This is a genomic window from Vibrio sp. 1CM7H (assembly GCF_023161645.1).
Lineage (GTDB): Bacteria > Pseudomonadota > Gammaproteobacteria > Enterobacterales > Vibrionaceae > Vibrio > Vibrio diabolicus.
On sequence record NZ_JALNTV010000006.1, the window covers coordinates 66,012 to 83,652 of the forward strand.

The window sequence follows — 17,641 nt, forward strand, 5'->3', positions numbered from 1 at the left end:
TTTGCCATCAGCCTCGAGCGTGCTCAAAAAAACAGCGATAATGGCAGCATTATCGCTGTCTCTTCTTTTATACAGTTAATGGCAAATGCCAGTTGATTGGTGCTTTTCCTTGCGAGGCAAGTAACTGGTTTGCTTGAGAGAAATGCTTACAACCAAAAAAACCTCGGTGTGCTGAGAGTGGTGATGGATGTGGTGCGGCTAACACATAATGTTTATTGCGATCAATAAAGCGCCCTTTCTTCTGAGCGTGAGAGCCCCACAACAAAAACACCACGCCTTCCTGATGCTGGTTTATCGCTTCAATCACTCGGTCAGTGAACGTTTCCCATCCCGTTTTTGAATGTGAATGCGCTTTACCTTGCTCAACCGTCAATACTGTATTGAGCAACAATACACCTTGCTCTGCCCAGCTTTGTAAGAATCCATGCTGAGGGATTTGGAACCCTTCAATATCTTGAGCCAACTCTTTATACATATTAACGAGTGACGGTGGCGTTTTGATTCCAGGAAGAACGGAAAAGCACAAACCATGCGCCTGATTTGGACCATGGTATGGGTCCTGCCCCAGAATCACTACTTTAACATCGTTAAACTCGGTAAAACGAAACGCATTAAAGACATCTTTCGCTGGCGGGAAAATCGCTTTGCCTGCGGCGCGTTCTGCTTCTACAAAATTCAAAGTGTCTACAAAGTAGCTCTGTTTTTTCTCTTCGCCGATCACATCGTGCCAAGTGGGTGACTGATTCATGGAAAGTTCCTGTCCTAAATTTTGCTTCTATTCTAACGAGCGAAACCCAAACAAACAAAAACTTACCACGAACTTGAGAACAGTAATAAAAGACTAATGCTTCTGTGGCGTTCGAAAATGCCCCTGTCCGGTAATGTGACGATTAGGCATCGGCAAACGAAGCACGCGGCGGCTATATGCGTAAGAAGCAAAAGAGAGTGGTCGAGACATAGTGGCATCCTTCTTTCTTAATTCAAATTGACTTAAGTGGCTAAGAAAGAAAGGTGCCAACTCTGTGATCACATCATTGGTTATCTATCGCCGCTAGATGAAACTGACGCAGTGCGTTGATTTCTTGCTGCCAGATGTCCGGATCAATTGTTTCTAAAATCAGAGGGATACCATCAAATCGAGGGTCTTTCGCGATGTACTCAAAGCAATCCCACCCGATCTCTCCTTTGCCTAATGAGTGGTGGCGATCCACTTTGCTGGCAAACTCAACTTTTGAATCATTTAGATGCATTGCTCTTAAATAGTGCATCCCAACAATACGGTCGAATTCAGCAAAGGTATGCTCACAATCCTCTTTAGTACGCAGATCGTAACCGGCGGTAAACGTGTGGCAAGTATCGAGACATACACCAACACGTTCTTTGTTTTCCACTTGATCGATGATTTCAGCAAGATGCTCAAACTTCCAACCTAAGTTTGTACCCTGACCAGCCGTATTCTCGATTACCGCGATCACATTCGGCACCGCTTTGTGCGCAAGATTGATCGACTCTGCGATCGTCGCTAAGCACTCCTGTTCCGAGACTTTCTTTAAGTGGCTCCCAGGGTGAAAGTTCAGCAACGTTAAACCCAATTGATTACAACGCTCCATCTCATCGATGAATGCAGCGCGTGACTTATCCAACTTATCCGCTTCTGGTGCACCTAAGTTAATTAGATAAGAGTCATGGGGAAGAATATGTTCTGCGCCGAAACCCAGCATTTTACAGTTCGCTTTAAACGCACTGATGGTTTTTGCTTCTAAAGGCTTCGCCACCCACTGGCGTTGGTTTTTTGTAAATAGTGCGAACGCATTCGCTCCAATTTCGCGAGCTCTCAACGGCGCTTGATCGACCCCACCAGCAGCAGAGACATGTGCACCAATGAGTTTATTCCCAAGCTTGTTTTTCATGTTTGTCATTTAATCACTTTAGACTTTCAGTATTGCTACCTAAATACAGATAGTTGCGTTAATCAGTTTAAACTTTAAGCTCAACTTGTAGTAAATTTACAACAAAATGAGTTATTAAATATTTTTTATATTATCAAATAAATTGTAATTAGTTTGTTTTCAAAGGTTTTATTGATTTAACTCAACAAAATCACCTTAATAAAAATAATGTTTTTGGTTGTTTTTTGACTTAAATCAATATTAAAATAGTGGATATTAGCTATATAATACTCAGCTCAACGAAAATTCGAAAATTAACACCAATAATCACCACGTAAGTGGTCTAGGAGATAGTGATGATCCAAGGTATCCAAATTACAAAAGCGGCAAACGACGACCTACTAAACTCTATCTGGCTATTAGATAGCGAAAAAAATGAAGCTCGTTGTGTTGCTGCAACTGCTGGCTACGAAGCAGACCAAGTTATCGCAATCAGCGATCTAGGTGAATACGAAAGCCGTGAAGTAGCAATCGAAACAGCTCCTCGCATCGAAGGCGGTCAACACCTAAACGTGAACGTGCTTAAACGCGAAACACTAGAAGATGCAGTTGCACACCCAGAGAAATACCCACAACTAACTATCCGTGTTTCTGGTTACGCAGTACGTTTCAACTCGCTAACTCCAGAGCAACAACGTGATGTCATCGCTCGTACTTTTACTGAGACGCTATAATCTCAATAAAATCGACTTACTCACATTTAAAAAGCTTGGTCTCAATGGCCAAGCTTTTTTTGTTTTCCTAGTATCTAACCGTTCTGTTCCTTTACGGAGCATTTCTCTGTGACGGATCCTTCTTAAACACTTCAGCCAATGAGGTTGGGTCAAGCCTTTCTCTTTGCAACGACGCTCCTTCTGCCCACCAAATCAATTGATGCATAGTGCGATTCATATAGCTGTCCCACTGCGTCTGCTCAGACTCATCCGCAGCCACGCCCTGTTCATCAAACACCTCTTGCGCTTTCGGAATGTGGATCATTGCCGACACAGGCAAGCACCCCAGCTCAGATAAGAAAGTACGCATCGACACTGCAGCACGAGCACCACCCCATTGCCCAGCAGAGTAAGTCACGATAGCACTTGGCTTATAGGAAAACAGCGAACTGCCAAAATGGTTGAGCATGTTTGCCAAAGCTGGGCTCATCGAATGGTTATATTCCGGGCTGACCATCACGTACCCATCGGCACTTTTAATTTTGTCTGCCAGTTCTCTCAAGTGGGCTGGCACTTTAGCGCGGTGATAAGCAAACTCGGGCTTAAACACATCGCCAAAGTCGTAGTTCAATGGGTCAATGATTTCGACAGTATGTTGCGAATGCTGACTCACGATGAGTTTTTCACACGCTCTACTGACTCGCATTCCTAAACGGGCTGGTCGTGGTGGCGTGCTGTCTCTCACTGAGCCAAGGAAAATCAAAAAATGCATGCTTTTCTTTCCATCTCATTTAGTTAAGTTCGTTTCTCAATCATAAAGAGAGTCAAAACTTACCGACAATAAAAAAGGCGAATGATTGCTCATTCACCTTTCGTCGTTCATCATTTTAATAATTACTGTACGCGGCGCAGTACTTGTTTCAATGCTTCAAAGTCTGCGTCGAGATCTTCCGATAGCAACTCCATCGCCGCGTGCTTCGCTAGTGGCGCAGGAAGGTCGATGTCTGATTCTAGAATATCATCCACCACTTCTTTGAACTTCGCTGGGTGAGCAGTACATAGGAACAGACCGGTTTCACCTTCTTGCAGTTGCTCTTCAAGAACGCGGTAAGCAATCGCACCGTGCGGTTCACATAGGTAGCCCAATGAGTACAAGTCTTTCACAGATTGTGCGCTTTGCTCATCTGAAACCGCGCCTTTACCTAGTGTCTCTAGGCCCCACTCTTTCACTCGGCAGAGCTCTTCAATACGCGGCCAGTTGTTCGGTTGACTTACATCCATTGCGTTCGATGTCGTTGCAACCGTTGGTTTTGGCTCCCACTTACCTGTTTCTAGGTAGCGTGGCACGGTGTCATTGGCGTTGGTTGCAGCAATGAAGCGTTTGATCGGCAGACCCAGCGCTTTTGCCAGTAGACCTGCCGTCAGGTTACCGAAATTACCACTTGGTACAGACACTACTAGGTTTTCACGCTCTTCCTTACTCATTTGCGCGGCTGCTTCAAAGTAGTAACAGATTTGCGCCATCAAACGGCTGATATTGATTGAGTTTGCAGAGTTCAGGCCGATCTCTTCACGCAGTGCGGAATCATCGAAAGCTTGCTTAACCAGAGCCTGGCACGCATCGAAGTCGCCATCGATCGCGACAGTGTGAATGTTCTTGCCTAGCGTACAGAATAGCTTCTCTTGCAGTGGGCTGATCTTGCCTTTCGGGTAAAGAATCACAACGTTGATGTCTTCCATACCATAGAAAGCGTGCGCAACGGCTGCGCCAGTATCGCCAGAAGTCGCAGTCAGAATGGTGATCTTGCCACCGTCCGATACCGCCGCCAGAGATTGCGCCATAAAGCGACCGCCAAAATCTTTAAATGCCAGCGTTGGACCATGGAAAAGCTCTAACGCGTAAACACCATCTTTGACTTGATTGATTGGCGCCGGGAATTGGAACGCTGCGTCCACAAGCGCGTTGACTTGCTCTTCCGCCAGCTCATCACCGATAAACGCTGATAAAATCTTAGTGCTACGAGAAACAAAGTCTTCGGCCAGTAGCGCATCAACGTCTTCAAACTTTGGTAATTCCGATGGGAAAAATAGACCTTGGTTACGGCCTAACCCTTGGCGAACGGCTTGGCCAAAGGAAACTTGTTCATCATTTTCTTTTATATTGTAAAGCTTCATAGCTCACTTCCTGTTACTTTCGAACCCTGCTTATCTAGACGACAAACGTGGACGAATCCTTCTTCGTTTTGTACGTAGTTCTGTTCTAACCAGCGAGCAACTCGCTCAGCGACATCTTTCTCTTTGCAAATACTGAACAGTGTTGGACCACTGCCAGAAATACCGGTTGCTAACGCACCTGCTGATGCAGCGTATTGACGTGCATTCGCAAAGCCCGGAAGCAGTTTCTCACGATACGGTTCTGCGATCACGTCTTTGATCATTTTTGCAGCTAGCTCTGGCTGACCAGAATGACACGCATGAATAAAGCCCGCAAGGTGTCGACCATGAGCGATGATATCTTGTCGGCGGTATTGAGATGGTAGGATCTCACGCGCTTCTGCTGTTGATACTTTGATACCCGGATAAGCCATCACCCAGTACCAATCGTCAAAGCAAGGCACTTCCTGACTGATGATACCCAACTCTTCAAGCATCAACTGGACACCACCAAGGTAACACGGCGCGACGTTATCGTAGTGAATACCACCAGAGATTTTGCCTTCCATTTCCCCCATCAGTGCTAGCAGCTCAGTCTCATTCAGCGGTTGACCATGGAATCGGTTTAAGGCATCCAGCGCCGCCACGATAGAACATGCACTTGAGCCTAAACCTGAGCCTATTGGCATGTTCTTTTCTAGCGTCATTTCAAGTGGTTTTAGCTCAACACCTTTTTTGTCTAGTTCGCGAGCAAACACCAACCAACAATCGTAAACGATGTTTTCTTTTGGCTCTGTAGGCAACTTAGAGACAAAATTACCCGCAGTTTTCAGACTGAACGGCTCAGTCCCTGCCTTAACTTGCACTCTGTCACCTAGCAAGGTCCCATCCACTGGGGACACCGCCGCCCCCAATACATCAAAACCAACACTTACATTACCAATTGATGCTGGGGCATAAACCACTACATCCATATCACTTGAACTCATTCTTGTTATACCCCTAGTTTCCAACCTAAAGTACGCATCACGTCAGAGAATACACCCGCAGCCGTTACCTCAGTACCTGCGCCATAGCCACGCAACACAAGTGGGATTGGCTGGTAGTAACGGCTGTAAAATGCCAGTGCGTTTTCACCGTCTTTGATTTTATACATCGGATCGTTTTCATCCACCGCAGCGATGCTTACTGTGCACTTGCCCTCGTTAATCTCACCAACGTAACGCAGTACTTTGCCTTCTTTTGCTGCTTTAGCTGATAACTCTTTGAAGTAGGCGTCCGCTTCTGGGAGACGCGCCATAAACTCATCAACACTGCCTGAATCATCAAAACCTGGCGGTAGCGCTTGGTCAACAACAACATCTTCAAGCTCTAGTGACATGCCCGCTTCACGAGCTAGGATCAACAACTTACGCGCGACATCCATACCAGACAGATCATCACGAGGATCTGGTTCAGTAAAGCCATTTTCTTTTGCGATATTCGTCGCTTCACTTAAGCTCATTCCTTCATCTAACTTACCGAAAATATAAGAAAGAGAACCGGAAAGAATACCGCTGAAGCGCTCCAGTTCATCACCTGCAGAAATCAGGTTTTGCAAGTTTTCAATAACCGGTAGGCCTGCACCTACGGTTGTTTCATACATCAATTTACGACGGGAGCTACGAGCCACATCGCGAAGCTGATGGTAGTACGCCATGCTTGCTGTGTTTGCTTTTTTGTTTGGTGTTACAACATGAAAACCTGCCGCTAGGAAGTCGGCGTATTGTTTAGCAATGTCTTCACTGGAAGTACAATCAACCAATACAGGGTTGATAATATGATTGCGTTGTACCAAAGAAATCAGACGCGCTAGGCTGAATTCTTCTGTGGCTGCTGACATACGATCACGCCAGTGCTCGAGCGGTAAGCCTTCGCTATCAAGCAACAGACCTTTGCTGTTTGCTAAGCCACAAACTCGAATCACAATGCCTTTCTCAGCCAGTTTGACTTGTTGGCGCTCGATCTGATCCACCAGCTCGCCACCCACACCACCAACACCAACAACGAACACATCGAGGAAGTGTTTCGAGTTGAATAGGTTTTCGTGACACGCTTTGATCGCTTCAGAAATTTTGTCTTCTGGAATAACGGCAGAAATCGCACGTTCTGATGAGCCTTGTGCTATCGCCACGATATTCACGTTCACTTCAGCAAGAGAAGAGAAGAAGCGAGAAGCCACACCACGCGATGTGCGCATACCGTCACCAACAAGCGTAATGATTGAAACATTATCAATAAACTCGACCGGTTCTAGTAAGCCATCTTTCAGTTCTAGCTCGAACGCATCTGCCAGCACTTGCTGCGCTTTCGCTTTATCTTCAGCCTCAATACAGAAGCTGATGCTGTATTCAGAAGAAGACTGAGTGATCAGAACAATAGATACACCAGCAGACGACATCGCACCGAATACACGACTCGCCATGCCTACCATGCCTTTCATACCAGGGCCTGATACGTTAACCATGGTTAGGTCGTTAAGTGTTGTAATACCTTTGATCGCAAGATTATCTTCACCAGTATCTTGGCCGATAAGAGTACCTGCACCTTGAGGGTTAAAGCTATTTTTGATCAGACATGGAATGTGGAATTGAGCAATAGGGGCGATGGTTTTCGGGTGCAGAACGGAAGCACCAAAATAAGAAAGCTCCATCGCTTCTTGGTAGCTTAGTGATTTAAGTAGGCGAGCATCTTCGACTAAACGTGGGTCACAGTTGTATACACCATCAACGTCGGTCCAGATTTCACAACAGTCTGCACGTAAGCAAGCTGCAAGAACCGCTGCCGAGTAGTCAGAGCCATTACGACCAAGCGTGACAAGCTCTCCTTTTTCGTTGCCAGCTGTAAAGCCCGGCATAATGTTCACATGACCCTGAGGAAGGGGTTTTTGACGGAAGTTTTGCGTTGAAATATCCACATCAACCATAGCTTCAAGATGATCACCTTGGGCATACAGATACTCGACAGGATCGATCAAGCTCGCTTGTTGTCCCTTCGCCTCCAAGACAGCTTTCATCAACTGAATGGAAACACGCTCACCTTTACTGATAATGCGTGCATTTACGTTGTTTGGGCACATACCTAATAGATTGATGCCGTGAACAAATTGACGTAATTGAGATAGCGAGGTTTTCACTTGGTTATCGAAAGCTGAACCATCAATATTGGGTAGTACTGCTTGGATTTGAGTGAATAGCGTTTTAAACGATTCATCCAACTCTTTGATTTGCAGCTCTGCTTCACCATTGCGCAACGCGCCTTCAATGACCGCAACCAACTTATTTGTTGTTTTACCTGGGGCTGAAAGAACAACCGCCACTTCTTCTTGTTGAGCGTTATTGGCAATGATGTCTGCCGCTCTTAAAAAGCGATCTGCATCAGCTAGTGATGAACCGCCAAACTTCAATACTCGCATCCCTTCCTCCGGTATATCTTCTCAAACTTGTCTAAATTCTGGATAAAAAAGCATAAAAAAAGGCCTGTATCTTGTTGGATACAGGCCTTTTTTGTGAATTTCTTTCGCTCAGCAGCCTGCCCCAACATGTGTCGTGTCGGTAATAATAATGGTCGTGGTCATTACTACTAGGCTGTTAGATGGCATAAATAAATATTCAACGTTAATTGTGTTTGCTTAACTCTACGTTTACCGAGTTTCCGATTCATAGTCAACAAAAAATTGTTTGTTTTTCAGTCTTACAGCGAATTCTGCTAAGCAATCTTATTGATATTTAACGCTAATTGGATGTTATTGCTCGTTAGGAAATCTGTCGCTTATTTTTGTAGGGGGCTCATCCCATCGTCATCAGTCTCACTTTTTACTCCATAACTAGTCTGATCTTCGTCATAAAGCGTAAGATCAAATTATGAAAGGGAGTTGTTGACACTTAACAACAACTTAACTGTGACCTATGTTCACAGGATCGAATTATTTAGAAAATAGGTGAGCTAGCTTTCATATTCTATGCTTTAATAGTGAGAAGCTTTGGGCACATACTAATAAAAAAGTTGACACAAGGAGTGGTGAGCATGAAAAGAGGGCTTTTTCTGTTGCTGTTTTTTGTGCCTGGCGTTTGTCTAGCGAACGAGCTTCCGCCTCTTCCAGGCAAAACATCCCCTTCTCCTCATAAACTATTTATTTCCAGCGACAGCTATCAATCTGACAGTTTCGATGTTTGGAATATCGACACGGGTTATGCGTACGAACTCTTTGACTCCGTAGACGTTTACGTCGGTGCACGAGTCAACAACTCTCCAACCCAAAACCAAAGCGGTTTTTTGAGTGGGATCAGCTATCACTTCAATGATCGTGTCACACTAAAAAGTACGGTTCGCTCTTACAAGAATGAGACTGCGGAAGGTATTCGACAAGAAGACAGCAGCCTCGCAGCTGAAGTCTCAAGTCGCGTAAAAATCACCGATAAACTGGATTTTCACGCGACTCTTGATTACCAAGATTGGCAACAAGGTATTGAGGTAGGTTTAGGCTTTCGTTTTTAGAAATCTAATTTTTGCTTTGAAATCAACACACCATTCCAATCAGCGTACACATAATGCTTCGGCTGCACGATTTGGTTTTGCATCGTTAAGGTCACATTGACCTCTCCCATACCTCGCTTCTCTGTCTTAAACGGATTGGTACCAAGTGCTTGCACACCAATGTCCATCTGAGATATTTGTGCTACGTCGCGTATTGCACCATAGACAATAATGCCTTCCCACCCATTTTCTATTCCGAGTATTGCTAATTGATCGCCAAGCAATGCTTTCTGACACGAACCATGTCCGTCAACAATCAATACTTTCCCCGTCCCATCTTCGCCCAGTACTTCACGTACTTTTGAGTTGTCGTGATAGCAACGCACTGTGACAATTTCTCCGTAAAAAGCGGTGCGTTGACCAAAGTTCTGCAGTGGCAAAGTAAGCAGGGTAACTTGGTCTTCAAATTGGTCACAAATATCGGGTGTAATGTCTCTCATATTTCCTCCGTGAATTTTCTCACCCAAGCAGTGCTTCGGTGAGTAGTATCCTTTCCTATACGAGTCGAGGCTTAAGGGAGCCTAACTTATGCAACACTTTCGGCTGTGAGCACGCAATAAGGTAAAGTTGATCATCAATGACGTAGTAAATCGCGTTTTGTTGAAAGTCATTCGCCAATGCGACCGCCGCCTCTGGTGATAACTCGACGGCAAAGCTTTCCTCATACCATGTAAAAGAGCTGTCACTTACTGTGATAGGCGCGTAATTAACGTTCTGTAGTAGTGTTTCTAATGCTTGATTGCTTATGCAGTTCTCTTCTTTGGACCGCAAATTACTGTATGGGTTCCAAGCGGTTATCACAGCGTAGTTTGAAACGCACCACTCGGCCTCGAATCTGAAAAAAGATTCTGAATAAGCATTCCATAACGATGCGTCTATGTTCGTATTACTTTTTTCTATCATAAGTCTTAAACGATTAATAACAGTTACATTTCATCAATTGATATAAATCAACAAACTGAATGGAATTAACATTTGAGCATTGTTAGCATGCTGTTAACAATATAAAATCCGCTCCATATCTTAGGGTGTTTACGTTTCAGGCCCCACAGAAAGCAGGAAATGAAAGGTAAACAAGCCCTTTAGAATAAACGTCGCCATTGGATACTGGTGAGTTGGCAAAATTCCATGGAGGGCGGATAACTGAAAGAAGTGTTTTTTTGATCAACTTGATTTATTATCAAAATCACATTACCTGTATGTTATATTTTTGCCTAGAATTTATTCTATTAGCACAATTTTGTCACAAATTTAGGTACCGCCAATGCAAACCCCGCAGATTCTTATCGTTGAAGATGAGCAAGTAACTCGTAACACTCTTAAGAGTATTTTTGAAGCAGAGGGATACGCTGTTTTTGAAGCCAGTGACGGTGAAGAGATGCACCAAGTGTTGTCTGACAACTCAGTCAACTTGGTTATTATGGACATTAATCTTCCAGGCAAGAATGGCCTTCTGTTAGCGCGTGAACTACGCGAACAAGCGAACATTGCTTTAATGTTCCTGACAGGCCGTGACAATGAAGTGGACAAGATCCTAGGTCTTGAGATTGGTGCAGATGACTACATCACTAAACCATTCAACCCACGTGAACTGACTATTCGTGCTCGCAACCTACTTAGCCGCTCAATGAGCTCTAATGCGGTGCAAGAAGAGAAACGCTCAGTAGAAAAGTATGAATTCAATGGTTGGGTACTGGACATCAACAGCCGCTCTCTAGTAAGCCCTGCTGGTGATAGCTACAAGCTCCCTCGCTCTGAGTTCCGAGCTCTACTGCACTTCTGTGAGAACCCAGGTAAGATTCAAACTCGTGCCGATCTTCTTAAGAAGATGACTGGCCGTGAACTTAAGCCGCATGACCGTACTGTAGACGTAACGATTCGTCGTATTCGTAAACACTTTGAGTCTGTTTCAGGTACTCCTGAAATCATCGCGACTATCCACGGCGAAGGTTACCGCTTCTGTGGCGATCTAGAAGACTAATTGAATCGCTAATACGCAAAGGGCTTGCTCATTGAGCAAGCCCTTTTATTTTGGGTTTAGCAATTAGCGGACAATCACTGAATCTAATAAACCTTGTTAATCTTCACGTACTTTTCCACTAACCAGCGCTGTTTACCTGCGTCGTCTAAAAGTACCGCGATATCAACCGATTTTTCTGTGTCCGCGTCTACCTGAGACGTGAAGGCTACTTCCCATTGGCTCTCACTATGAGTTCGAGTTTCTAAAGAGTCTTCATCCACCCACCACTCTTTTTCTCCTTGCTTGATGATAAGCGCTTCGGCAGTCAGGTTGGCTGGGAGTAACTGGTCTCCTTCAAGGTAAAGTGATCCTTGAATGCTTTGCTCTTGTACTTCCCCAACAGTCGGCATCAGGTTCACCCATAAGTTACTTTTGAGCTCGACATTCACCTGGTTAATCGTAATCTGACTGTTTTGTTGCCAGTTCACACTTGGAACGGAACTGCAACCTGCCATCAATGCTATAACCAACGCCAACGGTGCGATTTTTTTCATGTTATTTCCTTTGTTCCAACCAACTTTTGAGGACTTGAATATCGTTTTGGTATTCATTTTTGATCTCTTCAACCCAGTCTGAAATGTTTTCCCACCATGCTGGCATATCGGGAGATTGCGCTTTCTGCGCCACACTTTGGATACGTTTGAGGCCAATCGAACCTGCAGCGCCTTTAATTTTATGCGCTTCAGAAACAATCCCATCTTGATCTTTTGCCGTCATGTTTGAGTCTAAGACATCAATATAGTCTGGCATCATGTCTTCAAACATTTTTATGCTGTCGTAGACCGGCTTGGCACCAACAATGTCGACGTAAGACTCTAACATATCCATATCGAGCAAGTGTGTCTCAATCACAGGAGAAGGGGTCGGCTCTTCCACTGTTTCTGGAACGCTCTCAGGTTGCTCTTGCTGCTCTACCTGATGCGCGAAGAATTTATCAATTACAGACTGAATGGCGTTCACAGCAAGCGGTTTACTGATGGCATCATCCATGCCGTTATCTAAGTATTCACGACGATCTTTCATCACATTAGCTGTTAGGGCGACCAATGGAGGCAGATTGTTATAATGCTCGCGATAATAATTTGCGACATCAAACCCCGTCATATCAGGCAGCTGAATATCCAACAACGCCAAGTCATATTTTTCTGGCACAAAGTTCACGAGCGCTTCTTGTCCCGTCATCGCCACGGTAACGGAGTGCCCTAAGCTCTCAAGCAACGATTTGGCAACAGTGACGTTAAGCTCAATGTCTTCGACCATAAAGATGTTGAGATGCATATTGTCGCGTTTTGCATCAATGACAGGTTCTTCGAGTTCCACAATAGGAACGTGAATCGATACGGTAAAAGTACTACCAAAACCCTCTTCACTAGCGACAGTAATGTCACCATCCATCATATTGATCAGCTGTTTTGACACCGCCAAGCCTATACCAGTCCCGACAGCATGTAGGTTGTCTTTACCTGATTTCACTTGGTAATACATGGCGAAGATTTTATCAAGCTCATCTTCCGGTATACCAATACCTGTGTCTTCCACTTCCATAATAATGGTGGCAAAATCGTCTTCGACATCCGCACTCACCGTCATCACAACGCCACCTTCTTTGGTAAACTTCATTGCGTTGCTGACCAAGTTCCAAATTACCTGACGCAAACGGGTCGCATCCACTTCAATTGCTTTTGGTAAATCACTCAAACGTTCTAAGTCAAAACGCAGCCCTTTTTGCTCCGCCATCAAAGCAGAGATGCTTTCAATCTCAGCGACGAAGTCTTCGAAGTTAAGTGGCGCAGGTAATAGTTCTAACTTGCGGCGATCAAACTTATCCATATCGATAATATCGTTGAAGATGTTACCTAGCGTAATCGCACTCACATTGATGGTCTGCATGTGTTTGCGCTGCTCTTCTGTCAATGGACTATCGAGAAGCATACGACTTAAGCCCACAATGCCATTTAGTGGCGTTCGCAGTTCATGACTGATGGTTGAGATGAAAGTAGTTTTATCACGGCTTGCTTTCTCTAACGACTCTTCATGACGTTTACGTTCAGTGATATCACGGCCAAAACCTACCAATCCAAGGTGACGACCATCTTTGCTGTAAAACGGCACTTTACGCAGTTCAAAGTAGTGCTTGCGTCCATCAGGGTACTCTAGCCACTGCTCGTAAGTGATGGCTTGATTATCGGCGAAGACCTTTTGGTCAGTATCAACGATGTGCTCAGCGATTTCTTTGCTATACACATCCCAAGGGCTTAATCCGACTAACTGGTGCTCTTTCTTGCCCGTTAGCTCTTCCATTGCCCGGTTACAACCGGAGAACACACCATCGGCATTGCGGTAGTAAATTAAGTCTGGCGAGGCATCAATAAATGAACGCAGTAGTGCAGTGCGTTCCGCCAGCTCTAACTGAGTACGCTCTCGTTGGAACACCTCGTTTTCGAGATCTTGCATCGCCTCTTCTCGAGCTTCTTCTGCTTTAATGCGCTCTTCAATTTCTTGGTTGAGCTTTTCGATGTTTTGTTGCAGTTGATAATTCAGTTCTTGGTCTCGCGAGCGCATGTCTTTCAGTTTGGACACCAACTTGGTTAAACGCTGGCGAGACTCTTCTAGCTGATCAACAACAACAGAAAGAAAATAAACCGCCCAAGGTGTAATCAAGAGACCAAAAAACACCGAACGGACAATGTCGATATCGTCGACTCGCCCCTTGAGAGCTAAAGTAATCCCCACCTGCACCACAACGGCTAATGCCACCAGCGCAAGGGCCAGCAAAATCGAGAAACGAACAATCCCCAGTTTGACTAGCAAGTCGACATAATACTGGGCGAGATTTTTCATGGGTTTCATTAACTACTCCATGGTGCTGGCTAGATGTTGCCCTTCAATGATAAAAAACGAGCAGACATATTCGGCCTAACGCAATTTAGGTCTGTGTGATTAGTGAAAAATACGTAGTGCGAACTGCGCTTGCTAAACAAGATAAAAAGATAAGTTAACCAACGAACGCACAGGCTTCGGTAAGTTTAACGTGTTTAATACGGCGATTTAAACAATCAGCTATCAACTTAGAGCAAGCGGTCACAAAGCGTTAGCAAGAACTTGGGTGAATACAGGTGCGATTACGTCCATCCGCTTTGGCTTGGTATAGCGCACTGTCAGCCATGGCAATACCCATTTCCGGTTCATCACCATGTTGAGGAATATAAGAGACAAGACCGATACTGACCGTGAGACGTTCCGATGCTTCTGAGCTGTCGTGCTCCATATCGAGTTGTCGAATTTGTTCATGAATACGCTGTGCTACATTGCTCGCGCCTTCCGTTGTGGTATTCGGCAGGATAAAACCAAACTCCTCACCACCATAACGCGCAACACAATCCGAAGAGCGATTGATGACTTTTGTGAATACGGTAGCAACACTGACCAATGCTTCATCACCTTGCTGATGGCCGTAACAGTCGTTGTAATCTTTGAAAAAGTCGATGTCACACAACATGATAGTGAGCGGCAGCTTTTCGCGGGCATGGTGGTACCATAGTACCTGCAGTTGTTCATCGAAGCGGCGTCGGTTCGATACCTGAGTTAAGCTGTCCATAAAGCTCAACTTTTCTAACTCTAAATTGGCTCTCTCCAACTTTTGTTCGGCAAGGTAACGTTCAGAAATATCACGCGCCATGATCAGCACACCATTCGTTCCTGAAGCTTTATCTTTAAAAGGCGATTTCACCACATCAAACCACGTACTTTTGCCATCACTGCTAACGACTTTATCTATATATCGGACAGGCTCTGACTGACGCAATGCATCTAAATCACTAGCAGCTAAGCGAGCGTACATCTCTTCAGGAATGACATCTTGAAGGCGCTTACCAATCAAATCAGACACGTCTGAAATACCTAATGCATTAACGAACGGTTTATTACACGCTTGATAGACCATATTCTCATTGAAGATACCGATAGAGTCAGGGCTAGCGTCAAGAATAGTCTGTAAGATGGTATCCCTTTGCGCCAACGCAACTTCTGTATCTTTACGGCGCTCCATTTCATCTCTCAGGTTCTGCTGCATTTTGTGCCACTCGGTCACATCATGACTAATGGATAATGTACCGATCAGCTCACCACTCGGTGACACAAGGGAATTTTGATTCACTTCCAATAAGCAACTGCGACCTTGTGGATCCGTCGTCCACTTGCGCTCACTCTTTCTGCTAGCCTCACCCATGGAAACCTTTGATGCGCAGGCTTCTTCCCTTCGCCCTTCCCAAAATTGATCAAATGCTCGGTTCGTCGTTAATAAATTCCCTTGGCGATCTTGGGTACAAATTAACTCAGAGAGTGAGTCTAGTGCCGAACGAGCAATCGTTAATTGCGCAAGCTCTTGTTGCTGCTCTTGATGAGTGGCTTGATATGGCTGCGCGTAGATGATCCAAACACGGTGATTGCGCAGCAAACTCTTTCTTCCTGACAACTCCACCTTGATAGATTCGCTTTCAGATAAGCGCCAATCAAATACCTGCTGGCTAAAATGACGACTAGAGACACTGTCGAGAAACGACTCAAGCTCACGAATATCGAATAAAGCGGGATACAAATATCCCGTACCTAAAGAGCGAATACCTAATAACTGCATCGCAGCTTGGTTAGATAACAAGATCTGAGCATGGCCACTATCCAGCACTATGACTGGATAGGGTGAATCCGTTACGAGTTGCTTAAGTGATGTTTGAAAGTGCAAATAGATCAGTGCTAACGCGCACACGCTAGCAATTAATAACAAGACGACATAGCCATAACCGCCTTGACCATCCCAAAGCCAATTGAGTAACTGATCCATCGTTTAAACCTTTAAAGAAAACTGGTTAAAATATATCAGTTATTTATTGAGCGATCTGCTATTAATTCCGGTTTAGTATAGATAAAAGCGTTTCCCGTTAGGCTTCCTTGAGCACCATGTTCACTGAGGGCTCGACCAATTTCAGTCATCGCCAGCCAGCGATTTTCACACCACAGTGGCGATAATAAGGTAGGTCTACGAGCTGCTGATGAAACGCGATGGTAAATCACGTCCGGTGGCGTCATACGAATCATCTCACTGGCAATTGCGACATATTCTTCTAGCTCTGGCGCCTCTAACCGTCCTGCACGCCACGCTTTCGCCATGGTGCTGCCTTCCACAATATGCAAGCCATGTAACTTAATGCCATCCGTGCCCACGGCTAACACTTTTTGCAGCGTCTCAATATTATCGTCGCGGCTTTCTTTCGGTAATCCAACAATTAAATGAGTACAAACCTTGATTCCGAGTGTTCGCGCGCGCTTAGTGATTTCGGCATAACATTCGAAATCATGACCGCGATTGATGCGCTTAAGGGTGTCGTTATTAGCGGTTTGAAGTCCTAACTCTAGCCAAATTTCATAACCTTGCTGTACATAGTCAGACAGCAAATCTAATACGGCATTAGGCACGCAATCTGGACGAGTCCCGACACACAATCCCACAATATCAGCCGCTTTTAGTGCTTCTTCATACATATTTTTCAGCACTTGCACTTCCGCATAAGTACTGGTGTAAGCCTGAAAATAAGCGAGATACTTTTTCGCTCGATGAATTTCGCCCGCACGATCTTTCAACTGATCGTGAATACTCTTTATCTGTACTTCTTCATCCGCAAACGAAGCCACATTACAAAAAGTACATCCTCCCCGACCAATCGTGCCATCTCGGTTAGGGCAACTAAATCCACCGTGCAACGTTAGTTTATGGACTTTTTCACCGTATCGACGCTGAAGATCTTGGCCGATTGTATTGACCAACTCATGTAACTGCATAAATTCTCACCAACAATGAACCGTAATCAATCTCACTACGATCTGTGTAAATAAATTACATCCCTGCAAGAAAAAACACACAATACTAGTCAATTCAAACAAACATCATACGGCTCAAAATCAATAAACCTGCATAAATACAGATAAAAAACGTTCATGTTGCGTAAATGTTAAACTAAAAATGCATAATTAAACGAAAAAATTGGGTCACAACGTCGACTTTTTCATTGCATTCTGAAGTGACAAAATTGTAGGATACTTACACAACCCCGTTATTTTTGTGACTTTTATTACAAAGTACACTGCGGGATTTGTCGGTGTTATCCCACTCCTACCTATATAAATCACTAAATAGCGGCAATAAATAAAGGGATACCACCAAGGATTGTTTTTCTCGCAAAACTTTTCCTGCGAGATACGGAAAGGAATCAAGATCGGTCAACCTAGATCGGTGG

General features: G+C 44.6%; 15 protein-coding genes and 1 other annotated feature. Of the genes, 3 read left to right on the top strand and 12 right to left on the bottom strand.

Annotation, left to right across the window (positions count from 1 at the left end; translation table 11 throughout):
* Positions 1 to 67: 67 nt before the first annotated feature.
* Complete coding sequence (gene ung, locus MSG33_RS18685) at positions 68 to 748, bottom strand: uracil-DNA glycosylase (RefSeq protein WP_104974481.1); 681 nt, start codon at positions 746 to 748, stop codon at positions 68 to 70.
* 283 nt (positions 749 to 1,031) lie between these two features.
* Positions 1,032 to 1,919 (bottom strand): deoxyribonuclease IV, encoded by an 888-nt coding sequence (gene nfo, locus MSG33_RS18690; RefSeq protein WP_104974482.1) that lies wholly within the window; start codon positions 1,917 to 1,919, stop codon positions 1,032 to 1,034.
* 326 nt (positions 1,920 to 2,245) lie between these two features.
* On the opposite strand from nfo, the gene grcA reads away from it, so the two are divergent.
* Positions 2,246 to 2,623, top strand: coding sequence for an autonomous glycyl radical cofactor GrcA (gene grcA, locus MSG33_RS18695; protein WP_005381814.1), 378 nt, complete (start codon positions 2,246 to 2,248; stop codon positions 2,621 to 2,623).
* A gap of 91 nt (positions 2,624 to 2,714) precedes the next feature.
* Here the strand turns inward: grcA and MSG33_RS18700 are convergent, their stop codons facing one another.
* From MSG33_RS18700 to thrA, 4 genes are all read right to left on the bottom strand, one after another.
* A complete protein-coding gene (locus tag MSG33_RS18700) occupies positions 2,715 to 3,374 on the bottom strand; it encodes an NAD(P)H-dependent oxidoreductase (RefSeq protein WP_145473154.1) in 660 nt (219 codons plus the stop codon).
* A 122-nt stretch (positions 3,375 to 3,496) separates the two neighbouring features.
* Positions 3,497 to 4,777, bottom strand: a complete 1,281-nt coding sequence (gene thrC, locus MSG33_RS18705) for a threonine synthase (RefSeq protein ID WP_053809747.1) — start codon at positions 4,775 to 4,777, stop codon at positions 3,497 to 3,499.
* Complete coding sequence (gene thrB, locus MSG33_RS18710) at positions 4,774 to 5,730, bottom strand: homoserine kinase (RefSeq protein WP_047009099.1); 957 nt, start codon at positions 5,728 to 5,730, stop codon at positions 4,774 to 4,776. Before thrB ends, thrC begins: the two co-directional genes overlap by 4 nt.
* A 20-nt stretch (positions 5,731 to 5,750) precedes the next feature.
* On the bottom strand, positions 5,751 to 8,210 hold the full coding sequence (thrA, locus tag MSG33_RS18715; protein ID WP_065645164.1) for a bifunctional aspartate kinase/homoserine dehydrogenase I: 2,460 nt from the start codon (positions 8,208 to 8,210) through the stop codon (positions 5,751 to 5,753).
* Between the two features lie 53 nt (positions 8,211 to 8,263).
* Positions 8,264 to 8,383, bottom strand: a sequence feature (Thr leader region).
* A 438-nt stretch (positions 8,384 to 8,821) separates the two neighbouring features.
* On the opposite strand from thrA, the gene MSG33_RS18725 reads away from it, so the two are divergent.
* Positions 8,822 to 9,292 (top strand): hypothetical protein, encoded by a 471-nt coding sequence (locus MSG33_RS18725; RefSeq protein WP_046873974.1) that lies wholly within the window; start codon positions 8,822 to 8,824, stop codon positions 9,290 to 9,292.
* Here MSG33_RS18725 and MSG33_RS18730 read toward each other — a convergent pair.
* The gene (locus MSG33_RS18730) at positions 9,289 to 9,771 is read right to left on the bottom strand and encodes a putative 4-hydroxy-4-methyl-2-oxoglutarate aldolase (RefSeq protein WP_005396309.1); all 483 of its coding nucleotides are present in this window, start codon (positions 9,769 to 9,771) and stop codon (positions 9,289 to 9,291) included. The genes MSG33_RS18725 and MSG33_RS18730 overlap by 4 nt on opposite strands.
* A 55-nt stretch (positions 9,772 to 9,826) precedes the next feature.
* Positions 9,827 to 10,234 (bottom strand): DUF3293 domain-containing protein, encoded by a 408-nt coding sequence (locus MSG33_RS18735; RefSeq protein WP_248381708.1) that lies wholly within the window; start codon positions 10,232 to 10,234, stop codon positions 9,827 to 9,829.
* Positions 10,235 to 10,595: 361 nt separating this feature from the next.
* Between MSG33_RS18735 and arcA the strand changes: the two genes are divergently transcribed.
* On the top strand, positions 10,596 to 11,312 hold the full coding sequence (gene arcA, locus MSG33_RS18740; protein ID WP_005381824.1) for a two-component system response regulator ArcA: 717 nt from the start codon (positions 10,596 to 10,598) through the stop codon (positions 11,310 to 11,312).
* A gap of 83 nt (positions 11,313 to 11,395) precedes the next feature.
* Here arcA and MSG33_RS18745 read toward each other — a convergent pair whose 3' ends face one another.
* The 4 genes from MSG33_RS18745 to MSG33_RS18760 all read right to left on the bottom strand — a co-directional run bounded on the left by MSG33_RS18745 (position 11,396) and on the right by MSG33_RS18760 (position 17,186).
* The gene (locus MSG33_RS18745) at positions 11,396 to 11,845 is read right to left on the bottom strand and encodes a hypothetical protein (RefSeq protein WP_006742686.1); all 450 of its coding nucleotides are present in this window, start codon (positions 11,843 to 11,845) and stop codon (positions 11,396 to 11,398) included.
* 1 nt (position 11,846) lies between these two features.
* Entirely contained in the window at positions 11,847 to 14,201 is a 2,355-nt protein-coding gene (gene arcB / locus MSG33_RS18750) for an aerobic respiration two-component sensor histidine kinase ArcB (RefSeq protein ID WP_047009095.1), read from the bottom strand.
* 241 nt (positions 14,202 to 14,442) lie between these two features.
* A complete protein-coding gene (locus MSG33_RS18755; RefSeq protein ID WP_225461792.1) occupies positions 14,443 to 16,191 on the bottom strand; it encodes a diguanylate cyclase in 1,749 nt (582 codons plus the stop codon).
* A gap of 35 nt (positions 16,192 to 16,226) precedes the next feature.
* Positions 16,227 to 17,186 carry a TIGR01212 family radical SAM protein gene (locus MSG33_RS18760; protein ID WP_248381710.1) on the bottom strand — a complete coding sequence of 320 codons (960 nt, stop codon included), beginning with the start codon at positions 17,184 to 17,186 and terminating at the stop codon, positions 16,227 to 16,229.
* Between the last annotated feature and the right edge of the window lie 455 nt (positions 17,187 to 17,641).

Coding starts and splice junctions, on each gene's coding strand:
- ung (WP_104974481.1), bottom strand. CDS start 748: ATGAATCAGTCACCCACTTGGCACGATGTGATCGGCGAAGAGAAAAAA.
- nfo (WP_104974482.1), bottom strand. CDS start 1,919: ATGACAAACATGAAAAACAAGCTTGGGAATAAACTCATTGGTGCACAT.
- grcA (WP_005381814.1), top strand. CDS start 2,246: ATGATCCAAGGTATCCAAATTACAAAAGCGGCAAACGACGACCTACTA.
- MSG33_RS18700 (WP_145473154.1), bottom strand. CDS start 3,374: ATGCATTTTTTGATTTTCCTTGGCTCAGTGAGAGACAGCACGCCACCA.
- thrC (WP_053809747.1), bottom strand. CDS start 4,777: ATGAAGCTTTACAATATAAAAGAAAATGATGAACAAGTTTCCTTTGGC.
- thrB (WP_047009099.1), bottom strand. CDS start 5,730: ATGGATGTAGTGGTTTATGCCCCAGCATCAATTGGTAATGTAAGTGTT.
- thrA (WP_065645164.1), bottom strand. CDS start 8,210: ATGCGAGTATTGAAGTTTGGCGGTTCATCACTAGCTGATGCAGATCGC.
- MSG33_RS18725 (WP_046873974.1), top strand. CDS start 8,822: ATGAAAAGAGGGCTTTTTCTGTTGCTGTTTTTTGTGCCTGGCGTTTGT.
- MSG33_RS18730 (WP_005396309.1), bottom strand. CDS start 9,771: ATGAGAGACATTACACCCGATATTTGTGACCAATTTGAAGACCAAGTT.
- MSG33_RS18735 (WP_248381708.1), bottom strand. CDS start 10,234: ATGATAGAAAAAAGTAATACGAACATAGACGCATCGTTATGGAATGCT.
- arcA (WP_005381824.1), top strand. CDS start 10,596: ATGCAAACCCCGCAGATTCTTATCGTTGAAGATGAGCAAGTAACTCGT.
- MSG33_RS18745 (WP_006742686.1), bottom strand. CDS start 11,845: ATGAAAAAAATCGCACCGTTGGCGTTGGTTATAGCATTGATGGCAGGT.
- arcB (WP_047009095.1), bottom strand. CDS start 14,201: ATGAAACCCATGAAAAATCTCGCCCAGTATTATGTCGACTTGCTAGTC.
- MSG33_RS18755 (WP_225461792.1), bottom strand. CDS start 16,191: ATGGATCAGTTACTCAATTGGCTTTGGGATGGTCAAGGCGGTTATGGC.
- MSG33_RS18760 (WP_248381710.1), bottom strand. CDS start 17,186: ATGCAGTTACATGAGTTGGTCAATACAATCGGCCAAGATCTTCAGCGT.